Genomic DNA, 15,743 nt, shown 5'->3' with positions numbered 1-15,743 from the left:
GACTCCTCATCGCTGACTCCTCTTGAAGCGGCGGACGTTGAAGACCATGGCCGGGACGACGAGCAGCAGGAGCAGCACGCCCAGCGCGCTGCCGAGCCCCTGGTTGTTGCCGCCGCCGAACGACACCAGCCACATCTGCGTCGCGAGCACCGTCGCGTCCTCCTGCACGGGCCCGGGCGCGATGATGTAGACGAGGTCGAAGACCTTCATCACGTTGATCACGAGGGTGATGAAGACGACCGTCAGCACGGGAGCCAGCAGCGGCACGGTGATCCGCCGGAAGATCTGCCACTCGTCGGCGCCGTCCATCCGCGCCGCCTCCAGCGCGTCGCGCGGCAGGGAGGACAGGCCGGCGCCGATCAGGACCATCGCGAACCCGGTCCAGATCCACAGGTACGCCCCGATGATCGCGGGGGTGACCAGCGCGGGTCCGAGCCAGGAGACGCCCTCGTAGGGAGGGGCGAAGTTCGAGGCGGGCAGCTCGACGGCGTAGGAGCCCTCGGCCAGTTGCTCGAAGCGGAAGGAGCCGTCGGCCGCGGTGGCCGTGGTGGCGACCGTACGGCCGTCGCGCACGGCCTCGACCGTCATCTCGGGCAGTCCGCTCTCGCGCCGGTCGACCCGGCCCTGCTCCCCTCCCCCGCCGGGCGTGAAGTCCAGGTAGACGACACCGCTCACCTCACCGGCGGCGGCCTGGCGCCCCGCCGCGTCGTACGCGGACTTCGCGCCGGACGGCAGGTCGCCGGGGAGCACCCCGACCAGACCGAGCGCCACCGTGTCGCCCGGGGACACGTTCGTACTCGTCCGGTACGAGCCGTCGTCCCCCTTGGTCAGGCCGCCGCCGAGCCCCTCGCGCGCCCGGGCGGTCGGATAGCTCGACGTGCCGGCGAAGGCGTCGTGCACGCCGGTCACGGCGGCGTTGAGGACGCCCTTGTCCGGGTCGTGGTCGTAGGCGAGCCGGAAGATGATGCCGGCGGCGAGGAAGGACACCGCCATCGGCATGAAGAGGAGCAGCTTGAAGGCGGTGGCCCAGCGCACCTTCTCGACCAGCACGGCGAGGATCAGGCCGAGGCCGGTCAGCAGGGTGGGCGCGATGACGACCCAGATGGCCGTGTTGCGGACGGCCTTGAGGGTGGCCGGGTCGCGGAACATCTCGGTGTAGTTGTCGCCGCCCACGAAGCGGGTCCCCGAGGCGTCGAAGAAGCTGCGCCCGACGGAGAACAGCACGGGGTAGACGACCAGCGCGCCCAGCAGGAGCAGCGCGGGGAGGACGAAGAGCAGGGCGACGGCCGCCCGGCGCCGCCGGGGGCGCCGTACGCGCGCCGGGCCGGGGGCGGTGGGCGGACTCGCCTCTTTCACCAGGGTCGAGGTCATGGCCCGTCAGCCCTTGTAGGCCTTGGCCGCCGCGGCCTCGAGCTCGGCGGCGGTGGCCTTCGGGTCGGAGGGGTCGCGCAGGAAGTCCTGGAGGATCTTCCACTCGCCCGTGCCCTTGGTGCCGCCGAAGGCCGCCGGTGCCTGGTCGGACATGTCGAAGCGGACCGAGTCGCCGGCGTCCACGAGGGACTTGGCGGTGGCCCGGCTGACGTCGTTCCCGTAGGAGGCGAGGTCGAGCTTCCTGTTCGGGGAGAGGAAGCCGCCCGCCTCGGCCCACACGGCCGCGGCCTCCGGCGTCGCGAGGAACTCCAGGAGCGCCATGCCGGCCTTGGAGTTCTTGCCGTCCTCCAGGACGACGGCCGCGTCACCGCCGCTGACCACCGGTGCCTCGCCCCCGTCGACCGCCGGGAACGGGAAGAAGTTCGCGTCCTCGCCGATCTTCTTGCCGAACTGGTCCTTGGCGACCCCGGCGACGAAGTCGCCCTCGTAGACCATGCCGGCCTCGGGCTTCGGGCCGAAGACCTTCTCGACCGAGCCCGGGAAGTCGGTGTTCAGGGCGCCCTTCTGGCCGCCCTCGATGAGCTGCTTGTCCTTGAAGAGCTTGCCGAGGGTGGTGAGCGCCTCGACCACGCTGGCGTCGGTCCACTTCAGTTCGTGGGCGGCCAGGGCGTCGTACTTCTCGGGTCCCGCCTGGGAGAGGTAGACGTTCTCGAACCAGTCGGTCAGCGTCCAGCCGTCCTGCCCGGCGACCGAGAAGGCGGCGAGCCCGGAGTCGGAGACGGTCTGCCCGGCCTTCAGCATCTCGTCGTACGTCTTCGGCGGCTCGACCCCGGCCTGGGCGAGGGCGTCGGGGCTGTACCAGACGGTCGACTTGTGGGCGGCCTTGAAGTAGAGGCCGTAGAGGGTGCCGTCGACGCTGCCGTACGACTTCCAGACGTTCGCGAAGTTGGAGTCCACGGACTTCCGCGCCGTCTTGGACAGCGGCTTCAGCCAGCCCTTGCCGGCGAACTGCTGGAGCACGCCGACCTGCGGGACCATCACGACGTCGGGGGCGTTGCCGCCCTCGATCTTGCTGCCGACGACGGTGGAGACGTTGTCGCCGGTGGAGACGAAGGAGGTCTCGGCGCCGGTCTTCTCGGTGAAGGCGTCCAGCACCTTCTGGAAGTTCTCCTGCTCGGTGCCGGACCAGACGCCGGCCACGGTGACGGACTGCCCGCTGAGCGCCTTGTCACCGCCGCCGGCCGTGACGGGTCCGCCACCGCCGCAGGCGGTCGCGCCGAGGGCGAGTACGAGGGTGGTGCAGCCGGCGAGCAGGGTGGTACGTCGTCGCATCATCATTGATGTCCCTTCGGAGGGTTGGGTCGGGAAGGTCAGAGGTCGGCGATCCACCAGGCGGCGGTGGAGCCGGGCAGGACGCCGGGCGGGCAGGGGCCGCTGGTGAGCAGCGGGGTGCCCGGGGCCGGCGCGGGCGTGGGGGCGGTGCCGAAGTTGACGGCGCAGACCAGGCCGTCGCCGCGGACGAAGGCCAGGACGCCGGGCGGGGTGTCGAGCCAGCGCAGGGTGCCCTCGCCCAACTGGGGCAGTTCGGAGCGGAGTTGCAGACCGTCGCGGTACAGGTGCCAGAAGGACCGGGTGTCGGCGAGGGCGCGGTCGGTGGCGTACTCGGCGAAGTACTCCGGCTGCGGCAGCCAGGGTTTGGCGCTCCCGTCGCCACAGGTGAAGCCGAACGGGGAGGCCTGTCCCGACCAGGGCAGCGGCACCCGGCAGCCGTCGCGGACGCGGTCGCGGCTGCCGGTGCGGTGGAAGATCGGGTCGGTGAGCACGTCGTCGGGCAGGTCGACGACCTCGGGCAGGCCCAGTTCCTCACCCTGGTAGATGTACGCGGCACCCGGCAGCGCCAGCATCAGCAGCGCGGCGGCGCGGGCGCGGGCGGCGCCGAGGCCGCTGCCCTCGGTGGCGGGTTCGCCGTAGCGGGTGACGGTGCGGACCTGGTCGTGGTTGTTGAGGACCCAGGTGACCGTGGAGCCGGTCCCGGCGATGTCCTGCATGGCCTCGGAGATGACCTTGCGGAAGGCGTCGGGGTCCCAGGGCGCGCCGAGCAGGTCGAAGAAGAAGGCCTGGTGGAGTTCGTCGGGGCGGACGTAGCGGGCGTGTTCGCGGGCGCTGGGGACCGAGACCTCGCCGACCAGGAGGCGTTCGCGGCCGTCGCGGGCGGTGTACTCCTCGCAGACCGCGCGCCAGTGCCGCCACACGTCGTGCACCTCGGGCCGGTTCCAGGCGAGCGGGTTGACCGAGTCGCGGGTGCGGGCGTCGGCCTCCGGGTCCGGGGAGTCGGGCAGTTCGGGGTGCTTGTAGAGGCCGGCGGCCACGTCGATGCGGAAGCCGTCGACGCCCCGGTCGAGCCAGAAGCGGAGTATCCGGTCGAACTCGGCGGCGACCTCGGGGGTGCGCCAGTTCCAGTCCGGCTGCTCGGGCGTGAACATGTGCAGGTACCACTGGCCGGGGCGGCCGTCGGCCTCCGTCACCCGGGTCCAGGCCGGTCCACCGAACATGGCGTGCCAGTTGTTGGGCGGCTCGTCGCCGTCCGGTCCGCGGCCGTCGGCGAAGTGGAAGCGGGCACGGGCCGGGCTGCCGGGCGGTGACGCCAGCGCCTCGCGGAACCACGGGTGTTCGCTGGAGCAGTGGTTGGGGACGATGTCCAGCAGGACGCGGACGCCCAGCCGCCGGGCCGCCGCGACCAGCGCGTCGAACTCGTCGAGGTCGCCGAAGAGCGGGTCGACGCCCCGGTAGTCGGCGACGTCGTAGCCGTGGTCGTGCTGCGGCGAGGGGTAGAAGGGGCTCAGCCAGATCCCGTCCACGCCGAGCTTGCGCAGATACGGCAGTCCGGCGCGGACACCGGCGAGATCGCCGACGCCGTCGCCGGTGCTGTCGAGGAAGCTGCGGACGTAGACCTGGTAGATCACCGCGTCACGCCACCAGTGGTGCCTGTTCACCCCGAGGACCTGTCTGTCGAGTGCCGTCGCTGTTGTGCATGCATGTTAGGTAGCGGTGTCGCGAAGGTGTCAACGAACAGAACAGAAGCTACTGAGAGGTTGGGGGTTTATGTACCGACTTTTCCTCGCACCGAGGGGTCAGATGAGATGTCGGCGTTACCTAACACGTAACTAGAAAGGGTCAGTGCTTCGAGATCGCTGCCAGCTCGCGCGCCAGCCGGCGCACCGCCGCCTCGGGCGTCTGCCGCCCGCTCATCGCGTCGTGCACGACCGCCTGCACGGCCAGGCTGACCTGGTCGTAGCGCGGGCTCTTGGGGCGCGGCGCGGCGGTGAGCACGCTCTGGCGCAGGGTCGGCAGGTACGGGAACGCCTCGACGAGCTCGGGATCCTCGTAGAGATCGGCCCGTACGGGCGGCAGCGCGCCGCGGGTGAGGACCTGGCGCTGGACGCGCTCGCCGGTGAGGTACGCGATGAGGCGCGCGGCCGAGTCGGGGTGCCGGGCGTGGGCGGCGACGGCCAGGTTGGAGCCACCGAGGACGCTCGTCCCGGGGCCGTCGGGTCCGGGCAGCGGTACGGCGCCGACCTTCCCGGCGACCTCGGATTCCGGGGCCGAGGCGCCGACGTAGGCGTAGGGCCAGTTGCGCAGGAAGAGCAGGCGGCCGTCCTGGAAGGCCTGCTTGGACTCCTCCTCCTTGTAGGTCAGGGCGTCCTTCGCGATCCAGCCCTCGCGCACCCCGCGCGCCAGGAAGCCGATGCCCTCGCGCGCCGCCGCGGAGTCGACGGTGACGCGTTCGCCCTCGTCGCCGAGGATGCTGCCGCCGGCCGAGTAGACGGCCTCGGCGGCGTTGACGGTGAGGCCCTCGTAGGGCAGGAACTGGCCCGCGTAGCCGTCGAGGCCGTGCTTCGGGGCGATGGTCTCGGCGTACCGCTCCAGTTCGGCCCAGGTGCGCGGCGGCGGGACGCCCTCCGCGGCGAGGACGTCCTTGCGGTAGAGGAGCAGACCGGCGTTGGTGACGTACGGGACGGCGTACAGCCGCCCGTCGTAGGTCGCGGTGCCGACGACCGGCGGCAGGAAGGCGCCGAGCGGGAACCGGTCGCGGGGCAGCGGGCGTATCCATCCCGCCGCGGCGAACTCGGAGGTCCAGTTGACGTCGATGTTCAGGACGTCGAAGCGGTGCCGGTCGCCGTCGCGCAGGTCGGTGGCCATCTGCGCGCGGGTCTCGTCGGCGGAGTCGGGCAGTTCGACGAGGGTGACCCTCTCGTCGGGATGGTCGCGGTTCCAGCCCTCCAGCAGCGGGCCGAGGTAGCCGGTGAGGTCACCGGCGGTGGCCAGGGTGAGCGGCCCCCGCCCGTCCGCGGCGGCCTCGCCCGCGCGGGCGCCGGACGCGGCGTAACCGGTCAGGATCACGACGAGGACGAGGAGGCCCCTACCGGCGGCGTGGATCCACCGCATAGGTTCCTCCCTGTGCGACCTCGTACACCGGCCGGCACGCGCCCGCCCACCGGCACCGGGCTTCCTCGCCCGGGTCAGGGGCCATGTATACCTGTTAGGTATGCGCGATACTAGGGCCTGGAGCACATCCGGGGACTCGAGCAGAAGCGGGAGGACGGCTGAGTGCGCCTGCACCTCCTGGCTCTCCTGGCCCGCGGTCCGGCCCACGGCTACGAGCTGAAGCAGGACCTTGAGCAACTGCTGGGCTCCGCGTACCCTCAGCCGAACGTCGGCCAGATCTACGTCACCCTCGGCCGCCTCGAGAAGACGGGGCTGATCGAGGGCGAGGACATCGAGCAGTCGAGCCGGCCCAACAAGAAGGTCTACCACCTCACCGAAGCCGGGCGCGACGAACTGCGGGCCTGGTACGAGGAGACGGCGGACGAGCCGCGGGTGCGGGACGAGTTCTTCATGAAGCTCGCCCTGGCGCCCCAGACCGGGCTCGCCGACCAGGTCTCCCTCATCAACAGACAGCGGCGGCAGTACCTGAACACCATGCGGCAGCTCTCCAGACTGGCCGCCGCCGAAGACCGCGACAACCGCGTCGCCCACCTCCTCATCGAGGGCGCGATGCTGCACCTGCAGGCCGACCTCGACTGGCTGGAACGGTGTCAGGAAGAGCTGGAGGAACTGGAGTGAGTGCTGGGGTCGGCTCTGCGGTGATCCCCGGGGCGGGCGAGGACCCGGCCCCCGTGCTGCTCGCCGAGGGCCTGGTCAAGACGCACCACGGCGAGGGTGCTCCGGCGCACGCCGTGCGGGGGGTCGACCTGTGCGTGCGGCGGGGCGAGTTCGTGGCGATCACCGGGCCGTCCGGCGCCGGGAAGTCGACGCTGCTGCATCTGCTCGGCGGCCTCCAGCGTCCGGACGCCGGCAGCCTCTGGCTGGACGGCGCCTGCACGGACGCGTACAGCGAGGCGCGCTGGGCGGTCGAGCGCAGGAAGCGCATCGGGATCGTCTTCCAGTTCTTCAACCTGGTCTCCGGACTGTCCGTCGCGGACAACGTGGAGCTGCCCGCCCTGCTCGCCGGTCTGCCGCCCAAGCGGGCGCGCGCGGAGCGGGAGGAGCTGCTCGCCGAGCTGGGCCTGGCGGGCAAGGAGCGCAGCATGCCCGGTGAGCTGTCCGGCGGCGAGCAGCAGCGGGTGGCGCTCGCCCGGGCCCTGGTCAACCATCCGCCGCTGCTGCTGGCCGACGAACCGGCGGGCAGCCTGGACAGCAAGGGCACCCGCGAGGTCAAGCGGCTGCTGTCCCGCTTCCACCAGCGCGGCCAGACCATCCTGCTGGTCACCCATGACGCACGGCTCGCGAGCGCCGCGGACCGGGTGATCAGCTTCTTCGACGGACGCATAGCCGACGACGCCGAACTGGACACCGGCACGCCACCGCGCCGCCGGTCCGGGGCGTCCGCCGTGCTGGAACTCAAGGACTGACCGCGGTGACCGGCCCGCGGACGTACGACCACCGCGCGCACCGCGCGCCCGGGGACTGAGGCCCGTGCGAGCCACCCTGCGCTGGGCCCACTCGGATCTGCGCACGCACCGGGGCGAAGCGCTGTTCCTCGTCCTCGCCACCGCGGGCGTCGTCGCCTCGCTGCTGCTGGCCACGGCCCTGTTCGGCTACGCGACCAATCCCTGGCAGCGGGTCTTCACGCAGGCCCGCGGTGCCCACGTCTGGCTGCACACCGACACCGCGGCCGACACCGGCAGGCTGGCCGGTCTGGGCGGCGTCCAGTCCGTCGCCGGTCCCTACCCCACCGCCGCCGCCACCGTCACCGTGCGCGGCAGCCGCGCCTCCGTCGAGCTGCGCGGCACCGCCGACGAGCCCGACGTGGGGCGCCCGCTGCTCACCGCCGGACAGTGGCTCGACCCGGCCGATCCCGACGGGGTGGTCCTGGAGAGCCGCCTCGCCCGCGCGCTGCTGGCCCAGCCCGGCGACACCCTCACCCTGCCCGGCACCGAACGGACCCTGACGGTGCTCGGCGTCGCCGACAGCCCCGAACGCCGCTACCGGCCCGGCGAGCAACCGGGCCTCGTCTGGGCGCCGCCGGCCGCCGTGCCCGACCCGGGCGGCCAGGTGATCGGACTGCGGCTGACGGATCCCGGGGACACGGACTACGCCGTGCAGCGCGCGGTGACCGCGCTGGGCGCCGGTGCGATCGGGCAGGTCTCCACCTGGCAGCAGGCCCGGGCGGAGGCGCAGGGCGACAACCGGCTGCTCGGCCAGGTCCTCGGCCTCTTCGGACTGGGCGCGCTGCTCGCCGCCGGGCTCGCGGTGCACGGGGCGATCGGCACCCGGATCCGCGGTCATCTGCGGGACATCTCCGTGCTGAAGGCGATCGGCTTCACCCCCGGCCAGGTCGTCCGGGTCTTCCTGCTCCAGCACCTCGCCTACGCCCTGCTCGGGGCGGTGGCCGCCGCCGCGCTCACCCAGGCCCTCGGCAGCCGCGTCCCCGGGCGGCTCGGGGACGCGGTCGGCGTGTGGCAGGGCCTGCCCGGACACACCGTCGCGCTGTTCGCCGTACCGGCGGGCGCGGTGCTCTTCATCGGCGCCACCACCGGGCTCGCGGCCTGGCGGGCGGGGCGGGTACCGCCGGTTCCGGTGCCGCGTCCGGCAGCGGCGCAGGGCGGTCGGCTGTCCGGTGCGGCACGCAGGGCGCTGGGGCTGCGGGTGCTCCGGGTGCGGGTGCGGGGGCGGGGCGTCCAGGCACCCGCCGGACGGGCGGCCGGCCGGCACGAAGCCGATGAGCCGGGCCCCGGGGAGCGGGACACCGGCCGACGGCCCGCCGGTGCGAGCCCCACCGGCGCACGGCGCCCCGACGTAACCGAGGTCGAGGTGCGTGAGGACGAGGTGCGCGAGGTCGAGGTGCGTGTGCCGCCCGCGCTCGTCCTCGGCTGGCACAAGGCGTTCACGCGCCACCCGCGCTCGCTCGCCACGGTCGCCCGCCTCACGCTGCCGCTGCTGCTGATCGTGGTGGCGATGAGCGCGTGGACCACCATCGACCGCTTCCACAGCCGGCCCGAGCAGATCGGCCTGCCGACCGCCCTCTCCGTCCGCGCCGACGCGGGTCTCGGCGACCGCGGCACCCGCGCCCTGCTGGAACGCGACCCCCAGGTCGCCGCCGCCTACCCGGGCGTCGAGGTGGCCGCCCTGGTACCGGGCCAGACCGCGACCATCGCGCTGCGCGGGCTCGGCACCCGTGCGGATCCCTACCCGTACGCCCTGGCCGAGGGCCGCCGCGCGCACGGACCGGACGAGGCGGTGGCCGGGCAGGGGCTGCTCGACCTGCTTGAGGTGCGGGTCGGCGACTGGGTGCGGATGACCGTCGGCGACCAGCCGCAGATCCTGCACATCGTGGGCCGCAGCATCGAGCCGGAGAACGCCGGCCGGGTCATCTCGACCTCCCTCGACACCCTCAGGGAGAACGACCCCAGTCTGAGCCCGACCCTCTACCAGCTCCGGCTGCACCCCGGCGCCGACCCGGGCCAGGTCGCCGGGCGGCTCGCCGCGGCCGGCGACGGCAGGCTCGACGTGCATACGGTGGCGAACCCCGCCGACGGTCTCTCCCCGCTGCGCGGAGTCGTCCTCGGGCTGATCTCCGTACTCGCGCTGATCGGGCTGATCGAACTGCTCACCGCGATCGGCGGCACCGTCCGCGAGAGCGAGCGGGACCTGCTCGCCCTCAAGGCGATCGGCCTGTCCCCGCGCCAGATCACCGGCATCACCGTCACGGCCACCGCGTGCACCGCCCTGGCGGCCGTGCTCCTCGCCGCCGCCCTCGGGCTGCCGCTCGCGCATTGGCTGATCGACGCCCAGGGCGCCTCCAGCGGCATCGGCGCGGGCATCGCCCAGGCCCCCTCCCCCGGTTTCCTCACCCTCCTGGGCACGACCGCCGTGCTCGGCGCCGCGGCGCTGGCCGCCGTACCGTCGGCACGGGCGGCCCGGCGCCGCCTCGCGGACACCCTGAGCGCGGTGGCCTGACCGGACCGGCCGGGCCACCGCGTCCCGCGCCCCTCACCGCCGGCCGCGCAGCTCCCGGTAGGCGGCGACCAGTGCCTTGGTGGAGGCGTCCAGGCCGGGGACCTCGGCGCCTTCGGTGAGGGCGGGTTCGACGCGCTTGGCGAGCACCTTGCCGAGTTCGACGCCCCACTGGTCGAAGGAGTCGATGTGCCACACCGCGCCCTGGACGAACACCTTGTGCTCGTAGAGGGCGACGAGCTGGCCGAGCACGGACGGGGTCAGCTCGCGGGCGAGGATGGTGGTCGTCGGGTGGTCGCCCTTGAAGGTCTTGTGCGGGACCAGTTCCTCCGGGACGCCCTCGGCGCGCACCTCGTCGGGCGTCTTGCCGAAGGCGAGCGCCTGCGTCTGGGCGAAGAAGTTGGCCATCAGCAGGTCGTGCTGGGCCTTCAGCTCGTCGCTCAGCTCGGCGACCGGCTCGGCGAAGCCGATGAAGTCCGCCGGGATCAGCTTCGTGCCCTGGTGGATGAGCTGGTAGTAGGCGTGCTGCCCGTTGGTGCCGGGCGTGCCCCACACGACCGGCCCGGTCTGCCAGTCCACCTCGCGCCCGTCCCGGTCGACGTACTTGCCGTTGGACTCCATGTCGAGCTGCTGGAGGTACGCGGTGAACTTCGACAGGTAGTGCGAGTACGGCAGTACCGCGTGCGACTGGGCGTCGTGGAAGTTGCCGTACCAGATGCCCAGCAAGCCCATGAGCAGCGGGACGTTGGACTCGGCCGGGGCGGTGCGGAAGTGCTCGTCGACGAGGTGGAAGCCGTCGAGCATCTCGCGGAAGCGGCCGGGGCCGATGGCGATCATCAGGGACAGGCCGATCGCCGAGTCGTACGAGTAGCGACCGCCGACCCAGTCCCAGAACTCGAACATGTTGGCCGTGTCGATGCCGAACTCGGCGACCTTCTCGGCGTTGGTCGACAGGGCGACGAAGTGCTTGGCGACGGCGGCCTCGTCATCCAGCGCCTTCAGCAGCCAGGTCCGGGCGGAGGTGGCGTTGGTGACCGTCTCGATGGTGGTGAAGGTCTTGGAGGCGATGACGAACAGCGTCTCGGCCGGGTCCAGGTCGCGGGTGGCCTCGTGCAGGTCGGCGCCGTCGACGTTGGAGACGAAACGGACCGTCAGCTCGCGGTCGGTGAAGGCGCGCAGCACCTCGTAGGCCATGGCGGGGCCCAGATCGGAGCCGCCGATGCCGACGTTGACGACGTTCCTGATGCGCTTGCCGGTGTGGCCCTTCCACTCCCCGGAGCGGACGCGGTCGGCGAAGCCGGCCATCTTGTCGAGCACCGCGTGCACCTTGGGGACGACGTTCTCGCCGTCGACCTCGATCACCGCGTCCCGCGGGGCGCGCAGCGCGGTGTGCAGCACCGCCCGGTGCTCGGTGGTGTTGATCTTCTCGCCGCGGAACATGGCGTCGCGCAGCCCGAACACGTCGGTGGCGGCGGCCAACTCCCGCAGCAGCCGCAGGGTCTCCTCGGTGACGAGGTGCTTGGAGTAGTCGACGTACAGGTCTCCCACCCGGAGCGTGCAGCCGGTGCCGCGACCCGGGTCGGCGGCGAACAGCTCGCGCAGCCGCACCTCGCCGAGCTCCTCGCGGTGCCCCGCCAGCGCGGTCCATTCGGGCTTCTGGTTGAGCCTGGTACGGCCGTCTGCGTTCATGTCGGACTTCAGCCTTCTTCGTAGGTGTCCCAGCTCTCCCGGCTGTTCCAACCTAATTGATCAGCACTGAAGACGACCGAAGGAGCCTGAAGGAGGCCGGTCTAGATCTCGCCCCGCAGTTTGGCGAGCGCCTCGGCGAGAATCGCCTCGCCGTCCGCGTCGCTGCGCCGCTCGCGCACATAGGCGAGGTGGGTCTTGTACGGCTCGGTGCGCGGCGGGTCCGGCGGATTGTCCCGGTCCTGTCCGGCGGGGAAGCCGCAGCGCGGGCAGTCCCAGGTCTCCGGGACCTGTGCGTCGCTCGCGAAGCTCGGCTGCGTCTCGTGTCCGTTGGAGCACCAGAAGGAGATGCGCAGGCGCGGCGCGGACTCGCCACGCTCGGCCTCGCCCATCGGCCCCGCCCCGACCCGGCTTCCCCGGATCGCGTTGCCACTTGCCACGGTCGTAACTCCCTGCGTGATGGTGCCGCGAAGCGAGTCGGCGTTTCGCTTCGCTGCGAGCGCCTCAGTCTACGTAAGGCCCAACGCGCGTCCAGTGGTTGGAGTTACAAGCCCGAACGCCCAGACGCAAGCCCCATGATAGGCGGCGCCGTCGGGCGCGTACCGAACATGGGGCTTTACGTGTGGAAGTGCGGGGTGTGTCAGTTGTTCGCCTTCATCAGCAGACCGAGCACCATGATGCACGCGAACCACAGCAGACCGACCACCACGGTGATCCGGTCGAGGTTGCGCTCGGCGACCGAGGAGCCGCCGACGGAGGACTGCATGCCGCCACCGAACATGTCGGAGAGGCCGCCGCCCTTCCCCTTGTGCATCAGCACCAGCAGCATCAGCAGCAGGCTGAAGACGATCAGGGCGATCGAGAACCCCAAAACCACGGCTGGACCAACTTCCTCGGATTCGGATGAACGACGGGGGCACGGTGACAGTGGGCCACCATGCCCCCGCAAGGGTACGACGTATCGCCGCTACCGCATACTCACCGGTCGATCTGCCGGACGACCGGCGCCGGCCTACTGGTCGCGGAAGCGGACGATCTTGACGAACTCGTCCGAGTCCAGCGAGGCACCGCCGACCAGCGCGCCGTCGATGTCGGCCTGCGACATGATCTCGGCGACGTTGCCGGACTTGACCGAGCCGCCGTACTGGATGCGGACCTTGTCGGCGAGCTCCTGCGAGTACAGCTCGGCGATCTTGCCGCGGATCGCCGCGCAGACCTCCTGCGCGTCCTCGGCGCCGCAGACCTTGCCGGTGCCGATGGCCCACACGGGCTCGTAGGCGATCACGACGGTCTCGGCCTGCTCGGCCGGGAGGTCCTTCAGGCCGCCCTCGACCTGGGCGAGGGTGTGGGCGACGTGGTTGCCCGCCTCGCGGACGTCCAGCTCCTCGCCGACGCACAGGATCGGGGTCAGGCCGTGCTTGTAGGCGGCCTTGACCTTGGCGTTGACCAGCTCGTCGGTCTCCGCGTGGTACTGCCGGCGCTCGGAGTGGCCGATCGCGACGTAGGTGCAGCGGAGCTTGGCCAGCATCGGGCCGGAGATCTCGCCGGTGTAGGCGCCGCCGTCGTGGGCGGAGACGTCCTGGGAGCCGTACTTGATCTTGAGCTTGTCGTGCTCGACCAGGGTCTGCACCGAGCGCAGGTCGGTGAAGGGGACGAGGACGGCGACCTCGACGGCGTCGTAGTCCTTGTCCGCGAGGGCGAAGGCGAGCTTCTGGACGTGGGCGATGGCCTCGAGGTGGTTGAGGTTCATCTTCCAGTTGCCCGCCATCAGCGGCGTGCGGGTGGTCATTGAGGTCAGTCCTCCAGTGCGGCGAGGCCGGGGAGCGTCTTGCCCTCGAGGTATTCGAGGGAGGCGCCGCCGCCGGTCGAGATGTGGCCGAATGCGTTCTCGTCGAAGCCGAGCGTACGCACGGCCGCGGCGGAGTCGCCGCCGCCGACCACGGTGAAGCCCGGGGCGTCGACGAGGGCCTGGGCGACCGCTTTGGTGCCCTCGGCGTAGTCGGGGTGCTCGAAGACGCCCATGGGCCCGTTCCAGAAGACGGTGGCCGCGTCGGCGAGCTTCGAGGCGTACAGCTTGCGGGTCTCGGGACCGATGTCCAGACCCTCCTGGTCGGCCGGGATGGCGTCCGCGGCGACGGTGGCGGGGTTGGCCGGGGCCTTGGTCTTCAGGTCCGGGAACTCGGTCGCGACCAGGACGTCGACGGGCAGGACCAGCTCGACGCCGCTCTTCTCCGCGCGCTCCATGTACTCCTTGACGACCGGGACCTGGTCCTCCTGGAGGAGCGAGATGCCGACCTCGTGGCCCTGGGCCTTGAGGAAGGTGTACGCCATGCCGCCGCCGATCAGGAGCCGGTCGGCCTTGCCGAGGAGCTGGTCGATGACGGCGAGCTTGTCGGAGACCTTGGCCCCGCCGAGGGCGACGACGTAGGGGCGCTCGACGTCGTCGGTGAGCTTCTTCAGGACGCCGACCTCGGTGGCGATGAGGTAGCCGGCGTAGTGCGGCAGGCGCTTGGGGAGGTCGAAGACCGAGGCGTGCTTGCGATGCACCGCGCCGAAGCCGTCGCCGACGTAGACGTCCGCGAGGCCGGCCAGCTTGTCTGCGAAGGCGGCGCGCTCGGTGTCGTCCTTGCTGGTCTCGCCCGGGTTGAAGCGCAGGTTCTCGATGACCGCCACCCGGCCGTCGGCGAGGCCGTTCACGGCGGCCTCGGCGGCGGTGCCGACCGTGTCCTCGGCGAAGGCGACGTCCGCGCCGAGCAGCTCACCGAGGCGGGCGGCGGCCGGGGCGAGGGAGAAGACCGGGTCCGGGGCGCCCTTGGGGCGGCCCAGGTGCGAGGCGACGATCACGCGCGCGCCCCCGTCGGCCAGGGCCTTGACGGTGGGCACCACGGCGCGGATGCGGCCGTCGTCGGTGATGGTGGTGCCGTCCAGCGGCACGTTCAGGTCGGCGCGGACGAAGACTCGCTTGCCCGCGACGCCTTCGGAGAGCAGTTCGTCGATCGTCTTCATGCAGAGGGCTCCTGGGTTCTCGTGATCGCTCGTGATCCTACGAGGGCCGGTCGCCGCGGACGCGACGCAGGGCTCGGGCAGCGCGACCTTGCGCTGCCCGAGCCCTGCCACCGCATCGCGGTGCCTGCCGGCTCCGAGTCGATCAGAGCTGGTTGCCGACGAAGACCGTGAGGTCGACGAGGCGGTTGGAGTAGCCCCACTCGTTGTCGTACCAGCCGATGACCTTCACGTTCTTGCCGTCCTGGACCATGGTCAGGGACGAGTCGAAGGTGCAGGACGCCGGGGCGTTGACGATGTCCGAGGAGACGATCGCGTCCTCGGTGTACTCGAGGATGCCCTTGAGCTCGCCCTCGGCGGCCTTCTGGAAGGCGGCGTTGACCTCTTCCTTGGTGACCTCGCGGCCGAGCTCCAGGACGAGGTCGGTGACCGAGCCGGTCGGGACCGGGACGCGCATGGCCATGCCGTCCAGCTTGCCCTTGAGCTGCGGCAGGACCAGCGCGGTGGCCTTGGCGGCGCCCGTGGTGGTCGGGATGATGTTCTCCGCGGCGGCACGGGCGCGGCGCAGGTCCTTGTGCGGGAAGTCCAGGATGCGCTGGTCGTTCGTGTACGCGTGCACCGTCGTCATCAGGCCCTTGACGATGCCGAAGTTCTCGTCGAGGACCTTGGCCATCGGCGCCACGCAGTTGGTGGTGCAGGAGGCGTTGGAGATGACGTGGTGGTTCGCCGGGTCGTACTTGTCCTGATTGACGCCCATCACGATGGTGACGTCCTCGTCCTTGGCCGGGGCCGAGATGAGGACCTTCTTCGCGCCGCCCGCGATGTGCTTCTCGGCGTCGGCCTTCTTCGTGAAGATGCCGGTCGACTCGATGACGATGTCGACACCCAGCTCGCCCCACGGGATGTCCGCGGGGTTGCGCTCGGCGAGGACCTTGATGGTCTTGTCGCCGACGGTGATGGTGTCCTCGGTGTGCGAGACCTCCTGCTTGAGGCGGCCGAGGATGGTGTCGTACTTGAGCAGGTGGGCGGTGGTCGCGGTGTCACCCAGGTCGTTGACAGCCACGATCTCGATGTCTGCACCCTGCTCCAGCAGCGCGCGGAAGTAGTTACGACCGATGCGGCCAAAGCCGTTGATGCCTACGCGGATCGTCACGAACCGATCTCCTCGTTGGTACGCCGGCCCGATGTGCCGGCGAGCTGTATTTGGGATGTCCCCGACCACCTCC

The 15,743-nt window shown here is 71.4% G+C and carries 13 protein-coding genes; 3 read left to right on the top strand and 10 right to left on the bottom strand.

Annotation, left to right across the window (positions count from 1 at the left end; all coding sequences use genetic code 11):
- Positions 1–6: 6 nt before the first annotated feature.
- The 4 genes from B1H29_RS27700 to B1H29_RS27685 form a co-directional block, all read right to left on the bottom strand.
- The gene (locus tag B1H29_RS27700; protein WP_055416347.1) at positions 7–1,371 is read right to left on the bottom strand and encodes a carbohydrate ABC transporter permease; all 1,365 of its coding nucleotides are present in this window, start codon (positions 1,369–1,371) and stop codon (positions 7–9) included.
- A 6-nt stretch (positions 1,372–1,377) separates the two neighbouring features.
- Positions 1,378–2,706: an ABC transporter substrate-binding protein gene (locus B1H29_RS27695; RefSeq protein ID WP_055417676.1), complete on the bottom strand. Its 1,329-nt coding sequence runs from the start codon at positions 2,704–2,706 to the stop codon at positions 1,378–1,380.
- Between the two features lie 35 nt (positions 2,707–2,741).
- Positions 2,742–4,364, bottom strand: a complete 1,623-nt coding sequence (locus B1H29_RS27690) for a glycoside hydrolase family 13 protein (protein WP_055416348.1) — start codon at positions 4,362–4,364, stop codon at positions 2,742–2,744.
- 181 nt (positions 4,365–4,545) lie between these two features.
- Positions 4,546–5,817: an ABC transporter substrate-binding protein gene (locus B1H29_RS27685; RefSeq protein ID WP_055416349.1), complete on the bottom strand. Its 1,272-nt coding sequence runs from the start codon at positions 5,815–5,817 to the stop codon at positions 4,546–4,548.
- A gap of 162 nt (positions 5,818–5,979) precedes the next feature.
- Between B1H29_RS27685 and B1H29_RS27680 the strand changes: the two genes are divergently transcribed.
- The 3 genes from B1H29_RS27680 to B1H29_RS27670 all read left to right on the top strand — a co-directional run bounded on the left by B1H29_RS27680 (position 5,980) and on the right by B1H29_RS27670 (position 9,831).
- Positions 5,980–6,495, top strand: coding sequence for a PadR family transcriptional regulator (locus B1H29_RS27680; protein ID WP_055416350.1), 516 nt, complete (start codon positions 5,980–5,982; stop codon positions 6,493–6,495).
- Positions 6,492–7,283 (top strand): ABC transporter ATP-binding protein, encoded by a 792-nt coding sequence (locus tag B1H29_RS27675; protein WP_055416351.1) that lies wholly within the window; start codon positions 6,492–6,494, stop codon positions 7,281–7,283. The genes B1H29_RS27680 and B1H29_RS27675 overlap by 4 nt, the downstream gene beginning before the upstream one ends.
- Before the next feature lie 64 nt (positions 7,284–7,347).
- A complete protein-coding gene (locus tag B1H29_RS27670; RefSeq protein ID WP_055416352.1) occupies positions 7,348–9,831 on the top strand; it encodes an ABC transporter permease in 2,484 nt (827 codons plus the stop codon).
- Between the two features lie 33 nt (positions 9,832–9,864).
- Here the strand turns inward: B1H29_RS27670 and pgi are convergent, their stop codons facing one another.
- From pgi to gap, 6 genes are all read right to left on the bottom strand, one after another.
- Complete coding sequence (gene pgi, locus B1H29_RS27665; RefSeq protein WP_055416353.1) at positions 9,865–11,517, bottom strand: glucose-6-phosphate isomerase; 1,653 nt, start codon at positions 11,515–11,517, stop codon at positions 9,865–9,867.
- 101 nt (positions 11,518–11,618) lie between these two features.
- Positions 11,619–11,954 (bottom strand): RNA polymerase-binding protein RbpA, encoded by a 336-nt coding sequence (locus B1H29_RS27660; protein ID WP_003976875.1) that lies wholly within the window; start codon positions 11,952–11,954, stop codon positions 11,619–11,621.
- 200 nt (positions 11,955–12,154) lie between these two features.
- Positions 12,155–12,391 carry a preprotein translocase subunit SecG gene (gene secG, locus B1H29_RS27655; protein ID WP_079160504.1) on the bottom strand — a complete coding sequence of 79 codons (237 nt, stop codon included), beginning with the start codon at positions 12,389–12,391 and terminating at the stop codon, positions 12,155–12,157.
- Positions 12,392–12,526: 135 nt separating this feature from the next.
- Positions 12,527–13,303: a triose-phosphate isomerase gene (gene tpiA, locus B1H29_RS27650; RefSeq protein ID WP_055416355.1), complete on the bottom strand. Its 777-nt coding sequence runs from the start codon at positions 13,301–13,303 to the stop codon at positions 12,527–12,529.
- 5 nt (positions 13,304–13,308) lie between these two features.
- Positions 13,309–14,520 (bottom strand): phosphoglycerate kinase, encoded by a 1,212-nt coding sequence (locus B1H29_RS27645; RefSeq protein WP_055416356.1) that lies wholly within the window; start codon positions 14,518–14,520, stop codon positions 13,309–13,311.
- 142 nt (positions 14,521–14,662) lie between these two features.
- Positions 14,663–15,670 carry a type I glyceraldehyde-3-phosphate dehydrogenase gene (gene gap / locus B1H29_RS27640; RefSeq protein ID WP_055416357.1) on the bottom strand — a complete coding sequence of 336 codons (1,008 nt, stop codon included), beginning with the start codon at positions 15,668–15,670 and terminating at the stop codon, positions 14,663–14,665.
- Between the last annotated feature and the right edge of the window lie 73 nt (positions 15,671–15,743).

Source organism: Streptomyces pactum, assembly GCF_002005225.1.
Classification (GTDB): domain Bacteria; phylum Actinomycetota; class Actinomycetes; order Streptomycetales; family Streptomycetaceae; genus Streptomyces; species Streptomyces pactum_A.
This window is presented reverse-complemented; position numbering and strand designations above follow the sequence as displayed.

What these genes read in the sequence shown, in the direction of transcription:
- B1H29_RS27700 (WP_055416347.1), bottom strand. Translation starts at nt 1,371, where the DNA reads ATGACCTCGACCCTGGTGAAAGAGGCGAGTCCGCCCACCGCCCCCGGC.
- B1H29_RS27695 (WP_055417676.1), bottom strand. Translation starts at nt 2,706, where the DNA reads ATGATGCGACGACGTACCACCCTGCTCGCCGGCTGCACCACCCTCGTA.
- B1H29_RS27685 (WP_055416349.1), bottom strand. Translation starts at nt 5,817, where the DNA reads ATGCGGTGGATCCACGCCGCCGGTAGGGGCCTCCTCGTCCTCGTCGTG.
- pgi (WP_055416353.1), bottom strand. Translation starts at nt 11,517, where the DNA reads ATGAACGCAGACGGCCGTACCAGGCTCAACCAGAAGCCCGAATGGACC.
- tpiA (WP_055416355.1), bottom strand. Translation starts at nt 13,303, where the DNA reads ATGACCACCCGCACGCCGCTGATGGCGGGCAACTGGAAGATGAACCTC.
- B1H29_RS27645 (WP_055416356.1), bottom strand. Translation starts at nt 14,520, where the DNA reads ATGAAGACGATCGACGAACTGCTCTCCGAAGGCGTCGCGGGCAAGCGA.